Origin of the sequence: Mesorhizobium wenxiniae (genome assembly GCF_002284535.1) — a bacterium.
In the GTDB taxonomy this organism is placed as follows: Bacteria; Pseudomonadota; Alphaproteobacteria; order Rhizobiales; family Rhizobiaceae; genus Mesorhizobium; species Mesorhizobium wenxiniae.
Map to the genome: position 1 here is coordinate 271,098 of NZ_NPKH01000037.1, position 22,117 is coordinate 293,214.

Consider the following 22,117-nt stretch of genomic DNA (forward strand, 5'->3'; position numbering starts at 1 on the left):
CGCATGGTATTCCCCTTTCGAGACCTGGCCAAGGCGGCGGGGGTTCATCGAAACTCAATCTCGAACTTTGAGACCGGGAAGGTTGGCGGCTCCCTGGAGGCTCTAGACTTTGTGCGGCTCGCCCTTGAAGCGGCCGGCGTCGAGTTCATCCCCGAGAATGGGGGCGGCGCCGGTGTAAGGCTGCGGAAAGCCTGAGTGTCAAGCCCGCCCTGCCGGGGACGAATGCCCTGCCGTTGCCAAATCTATTCAGAGGTTGAAAGGCTGAGCGGAACATCCGGCCCAGCCTGAGGTTAGAAGCGATCATGCCTCGCTTTTACTTCGATTGGGATGAAAGCAACGAGCTCGCTATCGTCGATGACATTGGCTTGGAGTTGCCGGATTTGGCGGCCGCCAAAGCGGAAGCTGCGCAAGCTCTCGCTGAATGGTCAAAGAATGTAGTACCCAGAGCCGATCGGCAGGAACTGGCAATCACTGTACGTGACGGGCACGGCGACCCCTGCTTGAAAACCCATCTCATCTTCGAAGCAATCGTTCTACAGTTTCCAAACTGAGGCACACCCAAAGCAGATCTAGCAGCAGCGGCTTTCTGAACGCTTCTTTTTTCTTATCGGGCTATGCTTGCGTTTTCCCTGAGGGGTTTTGCGTCCAGAGCCCGTCCCGGTTGAGAGGTCCGGAACGGGCCCGAAACCCATGGAGGTGGGCGTGACGGGGCAAATTCTGCGCTAGATTCACCCGATCCCAAACTTCTAAGTCAGCGCAATGTTCCATCGCGTGGCGATCATTTTGCCTCGCGAAAGTCCTGCAGCGAGGCATGCCGAAGGTCTTCCTCGCCAACGCGGGTGTTTGACGCGGCCGATCAGTGGCGTCCGCTCCCCCGCCGCTACATTTGCGAAGCGACGGGCGAATTCCCGCCACGTAATTCGTTCGCATGTTTCGCTTCCATTAGCTTTAGCTCATGTATCTGCCAGCCAGGCGAGCTCCCCTAAGGCTCGCTGGTCAGGCCCAGCGGCCTCTAGCTGCCACCCTCCGCAACCAAGCCGCTGGACCGTCTCCGCTAGCGAAGCGCGCTGTCTGGTATATTAGCATCCTCTTGACTACATAATACGCCGCCCCAGAATCGAAGGATGGCTAGGGGGCATCAAGATCTTGAGGTGGCGATAACCTCGACAGTCCGTCGGCGCGTCACCGAGGACAGGATCAGCGTCTCCATCCCCTCCTATGGGTTCCCGCATTCGATCGTTGACAAGACGGTGAAGCGCGGCCACCAGATCGAACTCGTCGGGGACGTCCTGCGCGTCGATGAGGGCAAGGTGACGATCGGTCTAAGCCCGGCGGTCACGGTGGATATCGATAAGGTCAGGCTGGTGACCAGCTATGTCCCGCCGAATCGGAAGACGCCGCTGGTGGATAAGCGGACTTGATGCTGCATCAGCCCGAAATAGCGCTGGCTGGGCAAGATATCTTTCAGCCCTGAACGGAACCCAAATGGCGGTTGCAAGTTGATTACATGGTAGAAACGGAAGGCACCCACCCGTTTCAGGCCACATAAAAAACCCGCTCCGGTTGCCCCTCGGCCGGGCGGGTTTCTTCCTAGCTGCTGCGGCAACATACTTATGATGGCGACAAGACGCCATCGCTTCGGGGAGATCTGGCGACCTGGCCGGGCTGCTGTTGCGGCATCATAGGCACTGTAGAGGCGCCGACCATTCTCGCCGTAGCGATCGCCGCTGTCATAACGCCGCCGACGCGCCTAGCGCGGCCTGGCGCCGGCTTGGCGACTGGCGTCTTGTTTGCTGGTCTGGATTTAGCGCCAGTCCGCCTTGACGATCCGGCGAGTGTAGGCGCGCTCAACCTTGATGACGGCATCCTCCACTGTCTTTGTCAAACGCTCGATGCTTCAACGGAAAGGTCTAAGCCGGGCCGTCGAATGCCGTCTACCTCTACAAAGGAAATGCGGGGCTATCGCTTACCGGTGGCCGCTATTGAATCGCCAGCGGCGGCAATATTTACGGTTGGACAGCGCTACGGGCCGTCATTGACACGCTCGGCTATGGCGAACGCTTGAAGGTTCTTGGCCTTGCCGTGATCTTGGTCCGCGTTTGAAAAGATCGAGAAGAACGCCGCCCTGGCTATGTCCTTCCTGGATGCCTTGGGGTACGCCTTCTTGACAGCTTTCAGCAATTGCTTCGGTGACATGTCCGGTGCCACAACACGCATGAGCGTATCGGCAATGGCCTGCATCTCGCCCAATTCCATGACAAACTCCACGTTGGTTTCGGGGCAAACCATAGCACCCGCAATTTGTTCCGGGAACGTACATAAGGCGTTCATCGATTAGGGGGTGCTTATGTCTAACGCCGGTCCGCCTTGACGATTCGGCGAGTAAAGGCGCGCTCGACCTCAACTACCCCCTCCTCCTTGGTCTTGACCGTCCCGCGCGCGCCGCCCCCGAGTGCTGTCGCGGTGCTCAACAAGCTGTGGCTGCCAACAACGTTGTCCACCTCATCCTGCGAACCCTCCGTTGGCCAGGAAATGCAGCTCCTCCGCGGTGCTTTCACGCGAGAGAATAGCGTTGCGATGGGGAAAGCGCCCGAAGCGGCGGACGATCTCGCGGTGGTGCTTCGCCCGCGCGAAATATGGCTCGCCCAGCTGGTGAGCCAGCGACACGGACAGATCCTGATCGACGAGATCCTCCGAGTGGCCGAAAGGCAGATAGTAGAAGAGCCGCAGGTCCTGAGGTCCTTGCCTGTCGTGTCCGAGCTCAATCGCCGTGGAAGCGAGCCGGCGTGCCTTTTCATCGGTGGCGTACATGCGCGGCGATCCGCGGAAGGCGTTGCGAGGATACTGGTCCAGCAACAGGATCAGAGCCAGGCTGCCATAGGCGGACGCCATCCAATGATCGAGGGCGTGACTGGCGGCCGCGTCATGGGCGTCTGAGAAGCGATGCCGGAACCGCCGGTCGAAGGTTTCGTCCTTTGCGAACCACAGCTCGGGTCCAGCCTCGCGCCAGAATGCGACGGCATCGACTGGGAAAATGGGCTGCATGGGGAGAGTGGGAGGGCTCGTCCATGCATCATCATGCGGGCGAGCCCGTCGAAGAGATGGCGACATCTTAAAGCTCCCGGTCTGGTTTGGTTACTTGCGTTTTGGATGGGTGCTCAGTGGAACCCAGCCCCCGGTTTGTCAGTGGGATATTAAGCGCCTCTGTTCATCACTGACTCAGCACGTCGATCGAGAGAGCGAACGTAACGAAGGACAACGCCGAGCTTGTCGTCCGCGATGGTCTCGCTGAGCTTGAACCCGCAGGCTTCCAACACTCGACGCGATGCCTCCAAGTGTGGAAGCGTCCTTGCGGCGACACCGGTCACGATTGGGTCGGCAGAAGCCCGAGCGAGGAGGAGGGCGACCGCTTGGCGGGCGTATCCATTTCGCTGGTGCGGCGCGGCGATCGAAAAGCCGATCTCCACGAGGCCGCGCGCGTCCGGGGGACCCTTGAAGCCGCAGAACCCGACAAGGCGGTTAGCCGCGATCACGTACCAGCCGCCATACTGCCCCAGCGCCGGATGGCGCTGCATCAGGTCCAGCAGCACGCGCCGATAGTGCTCTCCCCCGAACTCGGCCGGCCATTCGAGGGGCGGATCCACATCGAGAATTCGTGCGAGTCCGGCGACGCCCTGCTCTTCGATGGCAAGCAATTCGGCCGTGATCGGAATGATACGAACGGGATGGGCGAATAGGGAGGCGTGATCGGAAGGCATGATCATCTGTTTGTTCGCTTGTGTAAGAACTGCTCGGCAGCCGTAGTCCCGGCACGACCGGTCATTGCCGCAATCATAGCCGCTGCCGTCTTCACAATCGGGTCACGACGTCGGACAAGCGCGCGCGCTGATCCTTGGGCGCGTAGCCGCGCTGCCGATGCAGTTCGTCGCGGGTCTTATGTGCCTCCTCGGATCCTCGAGCGGCTTCTCTCGAAGACGCACTGCGATGCGGCAACTCTAATCCGGTGAGCGCTGCCAGCTCCAGAAAAGCCTCCCGAGAGTACAGCCCATGCATGAGGGCGGCCCATTCAAACGTCCACGGCATCCAAGCCTCCATGCTGCGGCGTGTGAATGTCTGCTCCGTCGTTTGCAGGGCGATCGACCATTACCGTGTCGAATTCGCCGAGCGTCGTGCGCAAATCGGAAACCTCCGTCGGATCCAGCAATCTCTCGATGAGACGGTCGATCTTCGGCGTCAGGATGATGAGGTAGCGGCTCGGCTCGATCGCCTGATAGGTGTGCGCAAGGCCGGCGGGCACGAAGACCGTCGTTCCGGGGGTGGCATCGACCTCCCGATCCAGGAACTTGAAGCGAAGCATCCCTTCCAGCACATGCCATGCCTCGTCGTCGGACTCATGTACATGCATCCAATCGGGGCCGGACATCGTCCACTCTCGAACAACGAGGGACGTTCCGACGGCGGAGATCGGAGGCGTGCCGGGTTTGGCAATGATTGGTTGCAGGACCTCAGCGGCTGCTCGTGACATGAAATTCTCCGTACGATTTGTCTAAATCGCACTTGCAGAGACCTGAATCCAGTGACATGTTTTCAGCGACATGCTGAATGAGATTGATCTATCGAGAGTTGACCTCAATCTGCTCGTCCTGTTCAAGGTCGTGCTGGAAGAGCGGCACGTCGGCCAGGCGGCGGAAAGGCTCAGTCTCTCGCCGTCGGCCGTCAGCCATGGTCTCGGCCGACTGCGACGGCTGCTCAATGATCCGCTGTTCCTGCGAACACCGAAGGGCGTGGTACCGACGGAGCGAGCGATGGACCTGGCCGCACCGATCGCCGACATTCTCACGCGAACGCGCAGCGTTATCGCTACTGCCGAGCCATTCGACGCCGCCACATCCACGCGCCGCTTCACGATCGGCGCACCCGATGGCGTCTCGGCCGTTTTCCTCTCCCCGTTGCTTTCCGCCCTGCATGTGTCCGCACCGGGGGTCGATATCAGCGTCCGCCAGATCCTTCCGCCGCGTGCCGTTAGGACGACCGATAGTGTTTGGGAACCGGTTCTCCCGGACATTGAGGCGCGGGCGATGGATATTGCGGTGGTCCCGGCTGACAACGCCGTTCCGGCGCGCTTCGTCGCCCGGGCCCTCTACGAAGAGGATTTCGTGATCGCCATGCGAGCTGGCCACCCGTTCAGCAAGAATCCGACGCTAGATGCTTACTGCCAGGAGCAGCATCTGGTCGTTTCGCTCACCGGCGATGCCTACGGCTTCGTTGACGATTTTCTTGCCGAGCAGGGACGCACGCGCCGGGCTGCGCTTACCGTCCCCAACTTCATGTTCGCGCTCGGTGTGATCTCGGAGACGGATCTTATCGCTGCGCTTCCGAGGAGTTTTTTGGCAATGTATAGCCGGTATTTCGGCTTGGTCGGCGTAGAGCCCCCATTACCTCTCATTCGTTCGCGCATCTGCGCGATCACGTCGAAGGCTGCCCTGATGGATGCGGGTGTGGCATGGCTTTTCGACCTGCTCGAACGAACGGCGCGACCTTCAGCGACGGGGTAAGAACCGGCCCGGCCCCAAGCTGGTACCTGGTTGCACCTGATCGCACAGGGTGCGGATACGCAGCGGATCCTCCCGATGAAATCTCCGCTGCTGGGATTCCGGTAAGGCCTCCTCAACGACTGATCGGTGCGCAAGTTGCCGGTCCGCTTAGTCTAGGTCAGGTCACGACTATGCCCTCCCCGACGCGAATGCCCGCCTTTCGATATTTGCGGCTCTAAGCCGCCATTCCGCTGTCGGCCCCTTTTCAGGCAAATTTGCCTGGTCTGGTTCGCGCCTTCAACTCAGTCGTTCAGACAAACTTTCCCTTCGGCCTGAAATCCAACGGCCCTGCCCTGTAGCGCCGGGCCTAAATGCGACCGGCAGGTTTGGTTTCGGCACATGCAGTCCGCGACGAGGCCGTGCTCGATGCAGCTTGCAGCAGGCGATTGGCCTGCTGGCGAATATCAAGTTGGCTCAGGCGATTGCACTGCCGTCGGCGGTCAAGATGGCGCCCGTAATCACGCTCGCGGCGGGACTTGCCAGAAAGACCCCAGCGTTGGCGACTTCGCGCGGCTGGGCGTAGCGTCCCAAAGACGTCAGGCTTCGCTGGAAATCGGCAGCCTCGCCATCCGCCGGATTTGAATCCGTATCGGTCGCCCCGGGCTGCAGAAGATTGACGATGATGCCGTTCGGGCCGAGTTCGCGCGAAAGACCGCGCGTGAAGGAGGTAAGTGCCGCCTTGGACATCGCATAAGCCGTTATGCCTGGGAACGGGACCCGCTCCCCTAAGGACGAACCGATCGTGATGATGCGTCCCCCTTCGCTGAGATGCGGAATGACTGCTTTCGCAAACAACACCGGCGCTCGCACGTTAACGTCCATCACGGCCTGATAGTCATTCACGTCGATCTCGGCGATCGCTCCAGTGTGGCCGATGGCCGCGCTGTTGACGAGGATATCGAGTCCACCGAGCGCCGAGACGGCTTCGCTCACCGAGCGCATGATAGCCTCCGGGGTGGCGCTGTCGGCTTGGATGGCGACTGCGCGACGCCCTGTGCGCTCGATGGATTTGGCCATCGCTTCAGCTTTTTTGGCCGAGCTCTGGTACGTGAACGCGACGTCAGCACCGTTCTCTGCCAGCGCCAGCGCGATCGCGGCTCCGATGCCCCGGCAAGCTCCAGTAACCATTGCACGCTTCCCATTAAGATCGATCATATGTTTGTCCTTTTCTACCATGTTGGTTCAAGCGCCCAGGCGATTGGCGTGAGACGCGGCAGGCGGTCAAAGGCCTGATCACCAATTTGGTTTCGGGATCTGTCACTTTCAGTGTCGAGAAATGCCAAACTGTGTTGCGAAGGGGGAACGCCGGCCGATGGCCTCTCAAGCCGGACAGGGCGACAACCTTCCGGAGCGATGGCCGGTCCGATGCCACCGACTCGTTCAAGCCGGGCCTTTGCGCGAAGGGCAATTCCGGTTTCGGCTTACGCTTTCCTCGGTCGCGCCGTACCACGCATCGCTGCTTCAGAGGACGGTGCCCTCAGTTCGATTGCGTTGGTGATCAAGCGACTTTGCGGGCCCGATACGCTTGGCGATGTCCGCGGCCTGTTGGTGTTTCGGCGGACAGCCACGCCCCCTATGATCGACGTAGCACGTCCTGCCATTCCGGATGACGGCCGATCTGCGCCTTTGCGAACGGGCAGAGCGGCATGATGATGACCCCGTCGCGCCGGGCATCCTCGACCGCCTGTCTCACCAGCCGCTCGCCGACCTTGCGGCCACGCAAGGCCGCCGGAACTTCGGTATGGTCAATGATGATCAACCTCTTACCGGCCCGGCTGTAGGTCATCTCCGCCTCGACGCCATCGATGATCAGCCGATAACGCCCTTTCGATGCTCCATCCTCGCGTTCAACCCGTTCGTCGCCGGCTGAAGGCGCATCCTTTGCCAGCGCCGCGTCCGGGCGGCGCACCTGACGCGAACGCCCTTGCGCGCATTCCAGCAGATCACGGTCCCATCTGCCCAGATCGGCAGCCGCCTCGTAGGTTGAGACTAGAAACTCCGTAAGGGCCTCATCGGGATCGGCCGCCGACTGCACGGCATCGTAAGGGAGGATGAATTCAGATAGGCCGTCGTGCCAGAACGCGGCATCGGGCCGGACCGTCGCGGCCCGGTAGCCGTTCGGCGTCGGATAGGCGTAGGCGTAGAAGGCAGGATAGTCGATGCCGCCGCCGCCCGGCCAGAAGCCCGCTGACGAGACCTCGCGGTCATAGGCCTCGTGGGCCACGTCGTCGGGCAAGGCGGGAATACCGCCGGGGTGGAGCGGGGCACGCCTCCCTGAGAAGCGCGTGACGGCCAGGTCGAGAGCGCCCCAGAACAGATGCACGGGACTGGATTTGCCGACAAAGGAGGTGCGGAACCGATTGAAAACCCTGTCGACCGCCACGAGCGCTTGGTGGAAGCGCCGAACGGCGTCGCGGTCATAGGGCCGCTCGCGATGATCTTCGGCGAAGGGTACGGGGTTGGGCACCTCGTTGGGTTGTCCGTTGAATGTCGGCGTGCCGCCGAGCTCCGAAATCAACTCCACGAAGCTGGCGTGGAACGCCGCGACGGTCATCGGCTCGAGTGCGAACGACGCCTTGCGCCCGTTGCCGCAGGTGCCCATGACCCTGTGCTCTCGAAGGTCGAACAGGACCTCGATGCCCGGACCGTCCGGTATTGGTGAGGATGCCAGTCCGTTCGGCGTGACATAGAAGGTCGCGTTCCAGGAATGGTTCAGCCACGGCGTATGCGCCAGCCGGTATTTGCCCGCGACCTGCAGGTAGAGATGCAGTGCGGAACAAGTCTCGCGCCAACTGAGGTAGTCGAGGTGGGGCCAGTTGTCGTTCATTCCGCCTTCTCCATTCAGCATCTGCCCTATACGGGAGCGATTCGTGTGGTCCGGGTCGCTTGAATTGCGCCCGCGCAATCACTCCATCATTGTCACTCAGTCCGGAACAGGAATGTGCTCTTTCCGGTCATCGACGGGCAGATCGAAGCGTCCCTTGCCCCAATTCTCGGCGCGCCATTCGGCCTTGGCCTCTTCGATGCGCTCCCGGGACGAGGCGACGAAGTTCCACCAGATGTAACGCGGTCCGCTGAGCGTTGCGCCGCCGAGGATCATCAGCCGCGCGCCCTGGTCGCCGGCCGCGACCGTTATCCTGTCGCCGGGGCGGAAGACCATCATCTGCGGTGCCTCGAAAGTCTGGCCGGCGATCGAGATCGAGCCTTCGACGATGTAGATGGCGCTGTCCTCGTGATCGTCCGGCATTGGCAGCCGGCTTCCCCGCTCGAGTTTCACATCGGCGTAGAACGTCTCGGAGAACATCGTCGCGGGCGCGACTTTACCGTAGGCGTTTCCAAGAATGAGCCGAACCGAAATGCCACTATCCTCGATCATCGGCAACGCCTCCTTGCCGTGATGTTCGAAGGTGGGCGCCATATCCTCATGCGTGTCGGGCAGGGCCAGCCATGTCTGGATCCCGAACAGACTGTTCGGACCGCTCCGGGCCGCCGCGGAGGTGCGCTCCGAGTGGGTGACGCCACGCCCGGCGACCATCCAGTTCAGCGCGCCAGGGCGTATTATCTGGTCGGCGCCGGTGCTGTCGCGGTGATGAAAGTCGCCGCGATAAAGGTACGTGACGGTGCCGAGCCCGATATGCGGGTGCGGACGGACATCGATGCCCTGTCCGGTCAATAGTTCGGCCGGCCCCGCCTGATCGAAGAAGATGAACGGCCCGACCATCTGCCGCTTCGGCGCTGGCAGAGCGCGCCGGACCTCGAAGCCGCCGAGGTCGCGGGAACGGGGAACGATGAGGATTTGGATCGCGTCGATTCCGACCTCATCCGGTTCGATTGCCGGGTTCCAACTCATGCGCGCCATCCTCTCTTGGGCTTCCGGAATGTCTAAACTGGCGCACGACCGTCAACCGAACTAGCCCCGTGATACGTCAAGCTGTGTCGCAGCAAGTGGAACGTGCGGGCCATGTCGCCGAAAGTAGGGCCAACGTCGAACACGGTTCCCTTGATAATCCTTTGAACCGTTCGCGTTCTAGCGGTCGAGACCCCAAAGGTCCGGGTTCCGTTTGAAATACTCAGTCAGCATCTCGGTGAGCACCCGCACTTTCCGCGTGGGATGCTGACCCGGCAGGCGTACGACATACGCGGCCCCCGGAGGTACCGGATAGCGTGTCATGATCGGGACCAGCGCGCCGGAGGCCACATATTCATGTGTGATGCAATCGGGGAGCCAGGCAATGCCGAGACCTGCCGCCGCCGCGGCGGCGAGCGCCGTGGCGCTGTCGGCCTTGAACCTGCCCTGCGGCTGGACCGTAACAATTTTGCTGCCATCCATGAACTGCCAGGCTTCCGTTCCCTGCATGAGGGCCTGATGGGTGACGAGTTCGTCCGGAGTCTCGGGTGACCCGTGGGCTTCGATATAATCGGGGCTTGCGACAAGCTTTCCATGGATCGGCCCGACGCGCTTCGCGATCAGGTTGGAGTCCTGAAGGTAGGCGCCGCGGATCGCGCAATCGAAACCCTCTGCGATGAGATCGACGAAGCGATCGCTGTAGGAGGTATGGATGTGCAGCTGCGGGTGCTGGCGCGCCATGTCCGCGAGCACCGGGGCGAAGTGCGTCGGGCCGAACGTCAGCGGCATGGCAACCCTCAAGCGGCCGCGCAGCTCGCCGGTCGGGAGGATCGTTTCCTTGGCGGTGTCGATCTCGGCGCTGGCCCGGGCCGCATGTTCCCTGAACGTGATCCCCGCCTCAGTGAGCGCGGCGCCGCGGGTCGTTCGTGCAAGCAGCTGAACGCCAAGTTCCGCTTCAACCCGCAACAACCGCCGACTGACGATTGACTTGGAGACGCCAAGCCGGCGCGCGGCCGCCGATACGCCCCCTGCATCCGCTACCGCGACGAATGTCTCTAGGTCTTCGATTTCCATTCTGGCGTTCCGTTTCTCGCGACACAGCTTACCGAACTATGGCACTACCGCATCGCGATGGGGGACGACAAGTTGCGGCGGGCGACGTCGCCGCTGACGCATGCCGGAAAACCCGATGCCGCTTACAACAGCAGGAAAGGAAGTCGTAATGGCTTTTCGCAACGGCCTTGATTCGCTTCTTCGCCCCGAAGATTCGGTCCTCGTTCTGATCGATCACCAACCTTATCAGCTCGCAAACCTGAACAGCCACGATCCGCACATGGTGGTCAACAACACGACCGCGCTGGCGAAGCTAGCAAAAGCCTTCAATGTTCCGACCATTCTCACCAGCGTGATCGCGGCGCGCGGTGGACTTCTCTTTAAACAGATCACCGACGTATTTCCGGACCAGGAAGTCATCGATCGCACCTGGGTGAACACCTGGCAGGACGAGAATGTGGTGAACGTCATCACGGCGACCGGCCGCAAGCAGCTGATCATCGCCGGCCTGTGGACCGAGGTCTGCGTCGCGATGCCTGTGATCCAAGCCGCCGGCGAAGGCTGGGACGTGACCGCGGTCACCGACGCGTCGGGCGGGATTTCGAAGGAGTCTCACGAAGTTGCCATCCAGCGAATGATCGCGGCCGGCGCGAACGTGATGACGGTGATGGCGCTCGCTGGCGAATGGCAACGCGATTGGGCGCGCACCGAGCATGTCGAGGAGCTGACCGAGATTCTCATTCAGCACTTCGGCGGCAGCGGCATCGCGTATCTTTGGGAGCAGCAGCTTCTCAACACGCCAGTAGCTGGCTGATCCTGGCCGGCATGGCGAGCATTTCGGTGAGGATCGGAATCGATCCGTTTGCCGGCCCTCGCCGCCCTCACCTCACAGGGAAGCCCGCTCATGTGAGGCGATTGCGTGTGATCCCACCCGCCGCCTTTTGAATAACTCGCGGAGTTCCTCGATGCCTCCTACTTTCACCCTTGGCCTACCGCTCAACCGCCGCGACGCCCTGATCTCGGCCTCGACGCTTACCGCAAGCTTCGCCTTTCCATTGGTTAGCGCGCGTGCCGCGGGGCCCGCCACCCACGATACTTCAGAAGGAGAACACACCATGGGCTTTGTCACGACCGGCGACGACGACAGATTTTTTACAGGGATTGGGGTCCCAAGGACGCCCAGCCCATCGTTTTTCACCATGGCTGGCCGCTCAGCTCCGACGACTGGGACGCGCAGATGCTTTTCTTCCTGTCGAAGGGCTATCGCGTCGTCGCGCATGACCGGCACGGCCACGCACGCAGGAAGCCCCTCCCGTACCAACAAACATGGTCGAGGATCGGGGCGATTGCAACAGCCATTTTTAGATAAGCTGCTGAAATGTTTAGTCTTTCTCGCCTAAAGGCGTCAAGCAAATATGGGAAAGCGCCTACCTGTTGAAGTTGCAAGGCAATTTGTGTCAGGCCGCAGGAAGTGGTCAGCGGAAGGTCGCCGGCATGACATAGTCGCAGCTTGGGTTTCCTATTTCGACTTGGCGAGCCACTTCTCCAGCACGACAAGGTTCATGTCCACCTGCCGCTGATAGTCGCGGAGTACCTGCTCCGTCACGTCGTCGGGCGTGCTATTGCCATCGTGGGACCGAAACCACTTCTCGCCGTTGTGTATGCCATCGATTATGATTTGGGCCTGGGCGATCTGGTCGCTGAGCCAGTCGATTTGCTCTTTGCCGTCGTTGCTCATTTCATTCATCGCCTCAGTGTGAGCGAAACGGCTTCAGGTTTAATTGCGCATCCTGAAGCGCAACGCGCAGTAAGAACACTTGCCGTTCGATCCGGCTGAGGTGGTACTCGCTTATACGTTCGTGGCGCTTCCGGTGTGGCATGCCCACGACAGGAAGAAATTCTTTCCACGGTCAATAAGATATCCCAGAACACATAGGGAACAAAATGCTTGTGGGGAAAGGCAGCCGCAGCAGGCGCAATCAGGCCGCTGCATGTAGATTGAAGGCGCTGGATGGGTCTGCAGCCGTCGCCCGACAGGTGAAAGACTGCAGACCTGAGTACCAGTTGGCTCCCCGGAAGGCGGGAGGTGGTTCACAGCCACCTCCCGCTCGGGTGTAACCAGAATGGTGCCATGTAGCGAATTTCGCAACTCACATATTTCCGAAGTCTACAGCTTTCTCCCCATTCTATCCGGATCGTACTCCGTTTTGCGTATCGCAGGTCGACGGCATGACAGCAGTCTCCGTTACCAGACCTTCCTAGCCACCATCGCCGCTCTCGGGCACTGCTATTTGGGGCTTATCCATCTCCAAGTGCCATCAGGTTGACACTCGTTCCAGGCCAGGTCTCCGCCCGTGATAGCGCCAGCGCTATAGAACTCGCCCTTGTAGATACACCCCCACGCAGAGGCTTTGGTGGCCTCCCAAACGAAGGCAGGTGAACACATCATTACGCTATCACTGGCCCGCACCGTTGCGCCGGGGGAATACCCCATGCCACCTAGCCAGCATCGCTGCTGTTCGAGCGGAGCTTGCTGAGCAATTGCCGCGCTCGATGCCATCACCAGAACAGCCGAAAGAATCGATCGCATCCGATAATCCCCTTTCACGCAAGCCGACCCAACTTTTGAACGCCGTCGGAGAGGCTTAGTTCCGCGCTGCAAATCCCCCCACTAAGTTCTAGCAAAAACTGGAGCGATAACGCCATTACGGTGGGGAATTCACAGACTTAACGTTTCGATCTATGGTAGCAGCCATGGAAAGCGCCCTTGATGATCTTGCTCGCATCCTGAAAGCCCCGCAAACCAGCCTGCGGGAGCGCTGCGCCTTTGCGCCCCAACTGTAACCAATGCCGCCTTCGGCGTCGCAATCGGCCCTGGGAATCGCCTTAGGCCGTGCTATTGCCGGTCAAGGTATATTAGCAACCTCGTGACTAGCCAACGTGCCGCCCCATCATCATCAGATGGCTCGGGGCATAAACATCGGCGACGAGGTCGCCATCACGGCGACAGTGCGCGGGCGGGTGACGGAGGATCGTGTCAGCGTCTCGATCCCCTCCTACGGCAGCCCCCGGCCCCCAAGCGGCAGGGGAAACCGGTCAAAGTCGGGGGTAAGCTAGCAGAGCCCCCTGCCCTGACCTAGGCGCGCTACCTCCGACAGACCTTGGGGAACCGGGCCCGCCCGAGCACGTTGTGGCCGGTCAGCCCGGGTTACGCATGCAACAGCTTTTCCAAGAATTCGGCCATCCGACATACCTCCCGTTTCCGGTTATTGCGGCGAGGCTTCTGCTGGCGTCGATCTTCGGTGCTGCGATCGGTTTCGAACGCGAATGGCGAAATCGGCCTGCCGGGCTTCGCACCCATATCCTGGTCTGCGTGGCAGCGGCTACTTTCGGTATTCTGACGATTGAAATCGTCCACGCGCCGATGTTTCTGCAGGACTCCGTGAAAGTCGATCCGATTCGTGTCGTCGAAGCGGTTACCGCTGGCGTCGCGTTCCTTGCTGCCGGATCGATTTTGTTTTCGAGAGGCGAGGTCCACGGGCTGACGACCGGTGCAGGCATGTGGCTGTCCGGGGCAATTGGCGTGGCGTGCGGGCTAGGTCTGTGGCAGGTGGCGGCACTCGGCACGCTATTGGTGCTTGTCGTGGCAGGCCTTCTTTATAGTTTTGCAGCCAAGTCCGGGATTGGCGAGAACACCGGACAAGGAAAGCCCATTTCGGAAGAAGATGTGTCCAAGCGGCGCAAAGGCTGAGGACAAACGCCCCGCGCGCAAGGAGCCGAACGGCGGAGTGCGTGGCGGACCCCAATTCGCCGGGCCGGTCGCTGGGCATTCTACCTCACCCCCTTAGCGGCGCCGGCCTTCCGCCTTGTCTGGCGCGTCGGACTGACAAGGAAAAGCCCGCGCTCCTCCTCCGAGCGCGGGCCGACCGGGTTACAGCCCGACCTGCAGCGGGCTAAAGTTGGGGGGAAAGCCCGCTGGTCCCGGACAGTGTTAGCGCACGCTAATGCTCCTCTTGACGAACACCCCCGCAAACGGAGGCGTCCCTTTAGCCGCCGTCAGCAGGTGCTGCCGGAGCGGGCGCGGCTGGGGCAGGTGCGGCCGGCTCTGCCGGAGCGGGCGCGGTTGGCGCTTCGACCTTCGGCGCTTCGACCGTCGGCGCTTCAACCCTGGGCGCTTCAACCTTTACGTCGACGTCCTTTCCGATGCCCCCGCCGTTTATGTTGATAACGCCGGTGAACAACAGCAGGACCACGATTGCGATAATTGCGAGAACGACGGCGACAGCGGTGCCGGCGCCATTTCCGCCTGAGTTAACAACGGTGGGACCGTCAGCCATGACTATCTCTCCTATTCTGAATTATCACTGGTCGGCAACGGGACCGGCGGGCACTTAGTTCCGCCGCCGGGCTATGGTCCATGATGCAGTAAGACTGAAGTCTTTGCGTTAAAGACAGAGGGCTGAGGCTGGCAACCAATATCTTACTAACGGATTGGTCTTGGCCGCCGAGCAAAGTCCCTTCGTCGGTGGTTCCGGGTGCCCGCTGTATCCCTCATCGGCGGGCGCCCGATATTTCTCTAACAGCGGAAACAACTGTGCCCCTTACCCAGAGCAGACAGAATGTCGATGAGGTCGCAAGCCGACCCGCAAATGACAATCAAACTCCTGACCCAACAGATTTCTCGGCGGTTGATCTCATTTCGCCGAGCGACGAAGAGGTCGCTGAAATCGTCAGGCGAACAGAGCGCCTGGCCCTTGCGGTGATTATAGTAATGGCGATCTTCCTGATCTTTGCACCGGTGATCTTCATTGCCCTGAGGTATGGGATCTGAGATGTCCCGCTTTAGGCCTCGTCCCAGAAATCCTGCAGCGAAGCGTGGCGGAGGTCCTTCTCGCCGCGCCCGTGCTTCACGCGGGCTTTGATCCCCGGCTTGACCATTGCGTTGCCGGCCGCCTATCTGCCGGTCCGGGCGATTGACGAGGAAGCGAGACGGAAGCAGCGCACAGGCTGGGGGGCACCTTTATGAAGCAGACCCGCCGCTACATTTGCGAAGCGACAGGCCTCCACCCCATTCCCCCAGACCTGACCATGCAATTGCGGTGCCAGACGTGTTGACCCATTGCGGCGCACCTTATGGCTTCTACACAGCGGAATTGCCGCCACATACTTCGTTCGAATGTTTCGACTCCATTAGCTTGAGCGCATGTTTTCCGCCAGCCAGGTGAGCGCCCCCCGAAGGCTCGCTTGTCAGGCCCAGCGGCCTCCCCCCACACCAAAGCCGCTGGGCCGTCCCCGCTGGAGCGAAGCGCGTTGTCCCGCATAGTAGCAACCCTCTTGACTAAGACCTCGCCTGCACCGGTCGAACGAATGGCAACTTTCTGTCTGAATGTGTTTACGGTCCATTCTCCGAGATCCACGCATGGCTTCGCGTGGGAGACACAGTAACTCCCCATTTAAAGGCGTCGAGATGCTACGAGCACCGCAAAGCCAGTTCCTGAAGCCTGAAGATCGGGCGATCTGCCAGCGGGTGGTCGACCAGATAACCGCCGACGCTAAATGGTACAGCACCTCGATAGACGGCCAGATTCTGGCCTCGACCACGCTGACTCTCTTCCAATCCGGGGTGGTCAATGAAACGAATTTGCTGGCACATGTTCGCGCGCCGCGACTTCACTAAGCTGACCGGCTAGCGCTTCTCCTTCGGCGTGATCTCTTCGATCTGAACCTTCTCGCCGATCTCGCCATAGCTTCCGCCTTGGCCTTGTCCTTCGTGGTCAGCACCGTTCGCCAGTGCGGTTTCTCGAAGACACTCACGATGTAAGTTGTCGCCGGCTTGTCGGCCATCGCGCTAACACGGCTGGATAGGAACATACTCCAAGCACGGTACTTCCGCGATCACGCCATATCCACGGTCGCAAGCTCTGTTAGCTTCTTGGTGCGGCGGACCCCAATCCGCCAGGCCGGCGCCCTACAGGCAATCTACCCCAACGCCCCCCAAGCGGCGCCGGCCACCTTCCTGGGAGCCACGATCAGCCGTTCATCCCCGGAATTTTTCCGTGAGCCAGTGGATTCTTGCCGTCCGGGCTCGTCAAGATCGGCTGTCGAATCTTCCACGACTGAAGTGAGATTCGATGAGTGACGAGCTGATCCGCCTTGCAAGTGCAATGGAGCCCGTCACGCGCCCTGGCATTAGCACCATAGGTGCGAGCATTGGCTGCGGGAAGAATGCAGGATGGGGCTTTTGCGAAGCCGAGGCAGACGCCCCACTGGTTCTGTTTCGAGCACCGTGCCGAGGGGGAGCGTTTTGCTCTGACTAGAGCTCCTAGCCGGCTGGTAAGGACCCCAGTCCGAAGGGAATAGCATCTTGCCCTCCTTTGGCCGCAGCTTCAAAGCTGTCATCTATTCGGCTGATGCGCCGATCCGCTGGAAATTGACAATCTGCCCCAGCTCTAGACCGCTTCGTGCTGGCAGTGGCCTCTGCAAACTTCGGATGAAGGGCTGACCTATATTGTTGCGCGCAGGCTCATATCCGATCGTGGCAAGGGTTGCTTTCCTTGCCGCGTTGGCCGGCGTTCTCCTGCTGCTCGCCCTTTTTCCGGCGTGGCTCCTGCAGAATTCGGGAGTGACCTTCACGCATCATGGCAAGCTCATCCACGCCGCCGCATTCGCTGTTTTGGCGGCCTTGGCAAGTGTCGGCTGGACGAAACACAAGGCAAAGCTGATTGTTCTCCTCGCATTTTCGGTCCTGGCGATTGAAGTTGTTCAGGGCGCGCAACTGATAGGGCGCGGTCCGGATGCATTCGACTGGATTGCCGACTGTGCTGGCATGGCGTGCGGGATCACAATCGCAAGCTGGACAAAACGGCACCGGGTGAGAAACCCGCCGAAACGACCCGGCGAATATCCCGATCGCGAGATCGATTGTCAGAAGGCCGTTGAGCCAAGCTTTCAGGCGATCGTCGATTGCATGCTGGAAGCGGGCTGGGCCCGTGGAGAGATCATGCGCTCGCTACGCCGGCTGATCTCCGCAGACAACATGACGCAAAAGGAAAATGCCAAGGTCGAGGCGCAGCTTGCGATCGCACGTGCAATGAGCCGCGCCGGCCGGCCTCTCTAGGATCAGCAACTCAATGAATTGCCTACAGACAATGGCCGAAATGGCGGCGAGCCTAACTGTCCGCAATCAGACAGAGCGTTGAAGGCCGCCACATTTGGCCGGAAATCGTGTTGGTCAGGTTTCAGGGAGGAATTCTCGATGACTCACTCTTTTCCCACAGTCACGGTAGAAACAGTCGCCGAAGTCTACGTTCTTTCCATAGGCAAGGCCCGCTTCCTATCGATCGGACAGGCAATCTGCGCCCTTCGGAAACTTATGCCGGCTTGCAACGCGACCGACCACGAGTTGGAGGAGATATTGGCGGCAGCGTGCGTGATTCACAGCGTGCCCGTAGCTTTCGACGCCAAAACAGCCGATGGCGCATGGCTCCATTCGCAGGCCGGAGATGCCCGCGCAAGCGCAGTGGCCTGCCGCATCGGATGATAACGAGGGATTGTTCGCTAAACCGCAAGATAACGACCGAAGTGGAACAAAGCCATCTCCTGTCGAAACTGCCGGAGAGAAATTAAGGTAAGCTGATTGCGTGGGCTGTGTTAATCGGCCTCGGCTTGACTGTAGCTGGCATGTGTTCCGAGTTGTTGCTTTCTTTCTCGCCGTCATCACCGGCAACTTCGCTCCATAAGCTGATCAAAAAAAGCCCGCCGCACCTTTCGGCGCGGCGGGCTTTCCTCCCAGTCGCTTAAGTCATTCAATTATTTTGATGATCTTGCGAGTGCCGGGGTCAACGACAACGGTCCGGTTGTCGACGACAACGGTGCGGTATTTTGTGTCGGGGACTTCATGAAGCTCGACCGTCTCGGGCAGGGTTGAGCCGATATTGAGCTCCACTCCAGGGATTTTCACTGAGGCGAGCGGCTGCTTTTTCACGTACTCCCTGATGACCGTCTCCTGTTCAGGCTCAATGACTACGTCCTGAGCGGCAGCAGCACCAATGCCTGCCAGCAGTAAAAATCCCGCGGCTGCAGTGGAAAGATGCATTCTCATGATGGCCTCCTTTATGTGAGCTATGTTCCGCTGAACGCGTCTTCGCGCCAGACTTACCAAACCGCAGGCAGCTGCAAATGTTCCTTTTGCGGGACTTTGGTCTGATGCGCGACGGGACGTAAGTCTCGCCTGTTTTGGCGTAATAGGCCGACATCGCGCCATCCGGAACCGCCCCTGCGCATAGTCGTTGCTCGCTGCAAGTTCACGGGAGGAGCCCATGGAAAATAGTGTCCACCAAGCCCGCTGGTTACTCGCTCCTGGTCGTCGCAGTTTCGATCACATTCCTGGCGATTGGAATAATCGTTAGCTAGGATCGTTAGCTAGGGACCGATCGGACTTGACGATGGCCGGAATGACGAAATTGAGATCTGCGCAGCTAAGTCCCTTCCCGCGCTGATAAAGGACGGCCCGCCATGCTCGATGGGCGGGTGGTCCGCGGAAAAGAACGGCTGACCAAGTCCGCCGACAAAGATCGCCTTTCCTGCACGCGACTTTTCATCGGAGTGCGATTAAAAGACAGAATGAAAACCTGCGTGACGCAGTGAGGAGGGCTTCAGATGCTTGATTTCCCCAAAGATTGTGTTGGTCGTGTCGTTAGTAGCGATGCCGAGTTACTTAATTGCGCTCAATTACCAACCTTGCCACAAATACCCCAAAGCTGGTGAACAAGCATACGTCGCCCAGGACAATAAAGGTCTTGAATTGGGACAAGCACGGAGGCCTCGTTGCCACTTGATGGTTCCATTTGGAAGACGGCAGAGACAGGCTCATTCTCTTCCCAGGGGTCCAAATGGCTGTTGGTGCAGTGACAGACTTTGCCGATATGCGGGGCGACGACGGATCGAGGTTTCTCGAAATCTGGAGCATACCGTGCCAGGACAAGAATGGTGTAGGCTAGGAATACCAATCCAGAACGGTGGAACGCGGTTAGTTTTTCAGGGTTCCATGGCACCACTAAGCAGTATGACGTTGCTTACGCGCTTGCACCTGGTGAGCGAATTAACATATGGGGCGCCCCCGACATTTATAAACCTTTCTTCGCGCTCAATTGGGCGCGGCTCGATCCCCTGTAGGCCCGGGCTCGCAACAGGGCGGCTTCCTTGCTCGGCAACATGCTGGCGGGCAAGTCTGTTCGATCGACATGAGAACCAGTTTGAGGCGAAGCGCTTGCGAAGGATGATTGAGAGCCGGTAATAGCGTAAGCACAGCCCGCGCCCACTCCTCCGAGCGCGGGCCGACCGGATTGCAACCCGATCTGCAGGGCTAAATCTTGGGGGTTGCCCACTGATCCTACACAACCGTTAGCACAAGCTTATGTTCCGCTTGACGAACACTCCCGCAAACCGAGGCGGAATTCCGGTTATTCTCCCTCGCAAAAATCCTGCAGCGACGCGTGGCGGAGGTCCTCCAGTCCAACCCACGGCGGGTGAAAATGCGCGTTCCGCATTCGTCAATAATCATTTGCGACCTATAGCCGTCGAACTTGAGCTCATGAAGCAGACGCCGCTTTCGGGAGGTTTCTCAACCAAGGTCGGCATTAGTGGCGGGACGAACTCAAACGCATGCATTGACCCGCAAAACCGCGATTCAATTAGCATACGCTTAATTAGTTCTCATTTTAACGAATCGTTGACCGCGCTGTCCCAGAATAGGACGGCGCGGTCAAACCCAACCGGACTGCGCAGGCGGCTCCGGCAATTCAGCACCCCGCCTCACATTGTCGGAGCCGCTACCACACTGCTCTAAAATACCAGCAATGGTTGAATCAACTGTTACCGCACGTGCTTTCCAGTGCGCTTTCCCAGTCGTTAGACTTTGATGGAACAGGGCCTCGCCTCGTCCGGGCCCCTGCCTTCACGGTCGACGTTGAGACAGTCCATCTGGCGAAGAAAGCATGGACGGCCACGATGACATCAGCAACGCTTGGGCCGCCCTCAAGCCCGTGCGTAAGGCTATTGAACAGCCATGCCCCTGCCGGCGTGCTGCCGAGCGAAGAGCCGTCGTGTTGCTTTACCGCCCCGAGCCGATCCACGAGGGCGAGGGCTCTTGCAAAGGCCATAATTGAGACGGTCGAAAGGCTGAGCCGGTAAGCGCAAGCAGAAGCCCGCGCTACTCCTCTGGGCGCGGGCCGACCGGATGCAGCCCGATCTCCAGCAGGCTAAGCGTTGGGGGTAGACCCACTGGTCCCACACACCGTTAGCGGACGGTAATGTTCCGCTTGAGGAACACTCCCCACCAGCATCCAAAATGGCGGGGGAACGACGGTCCTGTCGACGTCGCGGACGACAGCCACGCGGAGTGCTTCGCGCGCGCCGGCATCGTCCCAGTGACCCGCCTTGGCCAAGGGGACGCAATCCTGCTCGTCGCCATGGCGAACTCCATGCTGATCGTTGTCGCGAGGTCAGTATCAATGCCCGACGAGGCCAGATTGCGAATGTCCCGCGCTGTGCCCTCCCCCGCCGCTACACACTCGGCAGCCCGCAGAGGCCGGGGCCGGTTTCGTCTCCTCGATATCGAGATTCGCTCGGGGCCTGTTCGACCCAGCGTGGCCGCGCTCTCCGGGCTCTGACCTAGAAAGACCCATCTGCCGAATCGAACGGGTCCTCGAATGCGCGAATTTCCTCAAGCCGTGCCTCAAGCGCCGCCCTTGTCGCAGTAACCGCATCGCTACCGGCCAGGAACTGCTTGGCGGATTGTCCATGCCGGCGATTTTCACAAGGGCGTCGCCAAGGACCTACATGGTTATGCCGTCACGCCACCGCGACCGGTTTTCGGTGCCGTCATCCAGGGCATAGCTGCAGAGACGTCCTCGAGGATCTTGGCCGATCTCGCGAAGCCGGCGAAAGCCTCGCGTGCAACTGAAATGGGAACTTGGCCGTCGTAGGCGCGCTGGCAAGCTCGGAACGCCGTGTCAAAGATTGGCCCTCTGCGATTCTTCGGCCATTCCTGCAGGAACTCGAAAGCATCAGCCAAGCATTCGATTTCCTCCACCATGAACTCCCCTCTCTTGACGAAAACAGGCCGGTCGAAAGTCCTGTCGTTCATTAGAACCTCCATTCAACTGAACGAGTGTTGAGCTTCCACGAGAGCCGTGAGCGACGGCTGCGGGGAAATATGTGAAGAGCGCTTTTTGCTGTCAAGGAAGGACCAATTCGGGACTGAAGCAAAACGCATCGCAGGACTGGGACCGCATGCGCAATGTCGCTGTGTACCGCTGCAACCTGCAGCCGACGACGCTCTGAACTCCATTGCTCCCGATGAAAACCGCAAAGACCGCCCGGCGGCACCATTCGCGGCGACGGAAAGACGCGGCAGCAGAAAGCCCGCGCCCTCCGGGAGAGGACGCGGGCTGGTCGGGGCCACCGATCTCGCAGCATTTGTATAAGGGACAATACTACGCTGCTGGCACTAAACTTTTGTCGCAGGACAGTGTTCCACCCTCTAGAGCGGGATGAGATTAGTTTCGGTCATAGCCGGAGTTTTTGAAGTAGTGTGAGCACTCGGCGGATGTGATGCGGTTGA

General features: G+C 60.0%; 20 protein-coding genes and 1 pseudogene. 9 read left to right on the plus strand and 12 right to left on the minus strand.

Annotated elements, in window-relative coordinates:
• Nucleotides 1–302: 302 nt before the first annotated feature.
• Together CIT31_RS29990 and CIT31_RS29995 are read left to right on the plus strand one after the other, a co-directional pair.
• Nucleotides 303–551: a DUF6894 family protein gene (locus tag CIT31_RS29990; protein ID WP_095521485.1), complete on the plus strand. Its 249-nt coding sequence runs from the start codon at nt 303–305 to the stop codon at nt 549–551.
• A gap of 600 nt (nt 552–1,151) precedes the next feature.
• A complete protein-coding gene (locus tag CIT31_RS29995) occupies nt 1,152–1,421 on the plus strand; it encodes a hypothetical protein (RefSeq protein WP_342586966.1) in 270 nt (89 codons plus the stop codon).
• Between the two features lie 601 nt (nt 1,422–2,022).
• Here CIT31_RS29995 and CIT31_RS30000 read toward each other — a convergent pair.
• The 4 genes from CIT31_RS30000 to CIT31_RS30020 all read right to left on the minus strand — a co-directional run bounded on the left by CIT31_RS30000 (nt 2,023) and on the right by CIT31_RS30020 (nt 4,525).
• Complete coding sequence (locus CIT31_RS30000; RefSeq protein WP_095521535.1) at nt 2,023–2,256, minus strand: hypothetical protein; 234 nt, start codon at nt 2,254–2,256, stop codon at nt 2,023–2,025.
• 246 nt (nt 2,257–2,502) lie between these two features.
• Complete coding sequence (locus CIT31_RS30005) at nt 2,503–3,045, minus strand: DUF924 family protein (RefSeq protein WP_245316518.1); 543 nt, start codon at nt 3,043–3,045, stop codon at nt 2,503–2,505.
• A 149-nt stretch (nt 3,046–3,194) separates the two neighbouring features.
• Nucleotides 3,195–3,764 (minus strand): GNAT family N-acetyltransferase, encoded by a 570-nt coding sequence (locus CIT31_RS30010; RefSeq protein WP_095521488.1) that lies wholly within the window; start codon nt 3,762–3,764, stop codon nt 3,195–3,197.
• A gap of 302 nt (nt 3,765–4,066) precedes the next feature.
• The gene (locus CIT31_RS30020; RefSeq protein ID WP_095521490.1) at nt 4,067–4,525 is read right to left on the minus strand and encodes a cupin domain-containing protein; all 459 of its coding nucleotides are present in this window, start codon (nt 4,523–4,525) and stop codon (nt 4,067–4,069) included.
• Between the two features lie 70 nt (nt 4,526–4,595).
• Between CIT31_RS30020 and CIT31_RS30025 the strand changes: the two genes are divergently transcribed.
• Complete coding sequence (locus CIT31_RS30025) at nt 4,596–5,555, plus strand: LysR family transcriptional regulator (protein WP_095521491.1); 960 nt, start codon at nt 4,596–4,598, stop codon at nt 5,553–5,555.
• 453 nt (nt 5,556–6,008) lie between these two features.
• Here the strand turns inward: CIT31_RS30025 and CIT31_RS30030 are convergent, their stop codons facing one another.
• From CIT31_RS30030 to CIT31_RS30045, 4 genes are all read right to left on the minus strand, one after another.
• Nucleotides 6,009–6,749: an SDR family NAD(P)-dependent oxidoreductase gene (locus tag CIT31_RS30030; protein WP_095521536.1), complete on the minus strand. Its 741-nt coding sequence runs from the start codon at nt 6,747–6,749 to the stop codon at nt 6,009–6,011.
• 418 nt (nt 6,750–7,167) lie between these two features.
• The gene (locus CIT31_RS30035) at nt 7,168–8,421 is read right to left on the minus strand and encodes a DUF5996 family protein (protein ID WP_095521537.1); all 1,254 of its coding nucleotides are present in this window, start codon (nt 8,419–8,421) and stop codon (nt 7,168–7,170) included.
• A 96-nt stretch (nt 8,422–8,517) separates the two neighbouring features.
• Nucleotides 8,518–9,444 carry a pirin family protein gene (locus CIT31_RS30040; RefSeq protein WP_095521538.1) on the minus strand — a complete coding sequence of 309 codons (927 nt, stop codon included), beginning with the start codon at nt 9,442–9,444 and terminating at the stop codon, nt 8,518–8,520.
• Nucleotides 9,445–9,621: 177 nt separating this feature from the next.
• On the minus strand, nt 9,622–10,515 hold the full coding sequence (locus tag CIT31_RS30045; RefSeq protein WP_095521492.1) for a LysR family transcriptional regulator: 894 nt from the start codon (nt 10,513–10,515) through the stop codon (nt 9,622–9,624).
• Nucleotides 10,516–10,663: 148 nt separating this feature from the next.
• On the opposite strand from CIT31_RS30045, the gene CIT31_RS30050 reads away from it, so the two are divergent.
• On the plus strand, nt 10,664–11,308 hold the full coding sequence (locus tag CIT31_RS30050; RefSeq protein WP_095521539.1) for a hydrolase: 645 nt from the start codon (nt 10,664–10,666) through the stop codon (nt 11,306–11,308).
• Between the two features lie 151 nt (nt 11,309–11,459).
• Nucleotides 11,460–11,794 (plus strand): annotated as a pseudogene (locus CIT31_RS35535) (alpha/beta fold hydrolase); the annotation flags it as partial.
• Between the two features lie 219 nt (nt 11,795–12,013).
• Here the strand turns inward: CIT31_RS35535 and CIT31_RS30060 are convergent.
• Nucleotides 12,014–12,232 carry a hypothetical protein gene (locus tag CIT31_RS30060; RefSeq protein ID WP_133116234.1) on the minus strand — a complete coding sequence of 73 codons (219 nt, stop codon included), beginning with the start codon at nt 12,230–12,232 and terminating at the stop codon, nt 12,014–12,016.
• Nucleotides 12,233–13,708: 1,476 nt separating this feature from the next.
• Here CIT31_RS30060 and CIT31_RS30065 point away from each other — a divergent pair.
• A complete protein-coding gene (locus tag CIT31_RS30065) occupies nt 13,709–14,245 on the plus strand; it encodes an MgtC/SapB family protein (RefSeq protein WP_029353246.1) in 537 nt (178 codons plus the stop codon).
• A gap of 295 nt (nt 14,246–14,540) precedes the next feature.
• Here the strand turns inward: CIT31_RS30065 and CIT31_RS30070 are convergent, their stop codons facing one another.
• Complete coding sequence (locus CIT31_RS30070) at nt 14,541–14,831, minus strand: hypothetical protein (RefSeq protein WP_065007739.1); 291 nt, start codon at nt 14,829–14,831, stop codon at nt 14,541–14,543.
• 257 nt (nt 14,832–15,088) lie between these two features.
• On the opposite strand from CIT31_RS30070, the gene CIT31_RS30075 reads away from it, so the two are divergent.
• From CIT31_RS30075 to CIT31_RS35540, 3 genes are all read left to right on the plus strand, one after another.
• Nucleotides 15,089–15,325: a hypothetical protein gene (locus CIT31_RS30075; RefSeq protein ID WP_095521494.1), complete on the plus strand. Its 237-nt coding sequence runs from the start codon at nt 15,089–15,091 to the stop codon at nt 15,323–15,325.
• A gap of 636 nt (nt 15,326–15,961) precedes the next feature.
• On the plus strand, nt 15,962–16,171 hold the full coding sequence (locus CIT31_RS30080) for a hypothetical protein (RefSeq protein WP_095521495.1): 210 nt from the start codon (nt 15,962–15,964) through the stop codon (nt 16,169–16,171).
• Nucleotides 16,172–17,029: 858 nt separating this feature from the next.
• On the plus strand, nt 17,030–17,611 hold the full coding sequence (locus tag CIT31_RS35540; protein ID WP_245316519.1) for a VanZ family protein: 582 nt from the start codon (nt 17,030–17,032) through the stop codon (nt 17,609–17,611).
• A 684-nt stretch (nt 17,612–18,295) separates the two neighbouring features.
• Here the strand turns inward: CIT31_RS35540 and CIT31_RS30100 are convergent.
• Entirely contained in the window at nt 18,296–18,595 is a 300-nt protein-coding gene (locus tag CIT31_RS30100; protein ID WP_029353259.1) for a DUF1236 domain-containing protein, read from the minus strand.
• Between the two features lie 2,742 nt (nt 18,596–21,337).
• Nucleotides 21,338–21,640 (minus strand): DUF982 domain-containing protein, encoded by a 303-nt coding sequence (locus CIT31_RS30115; protein ID WP_029353270.1) that lies wholly within the window; start codon nt 21,638–21,640, stop codon nt 21,338–21,340.
• Between the last annotated feature and the right edge of the window lie 477 nt (nt 21,641–22,117).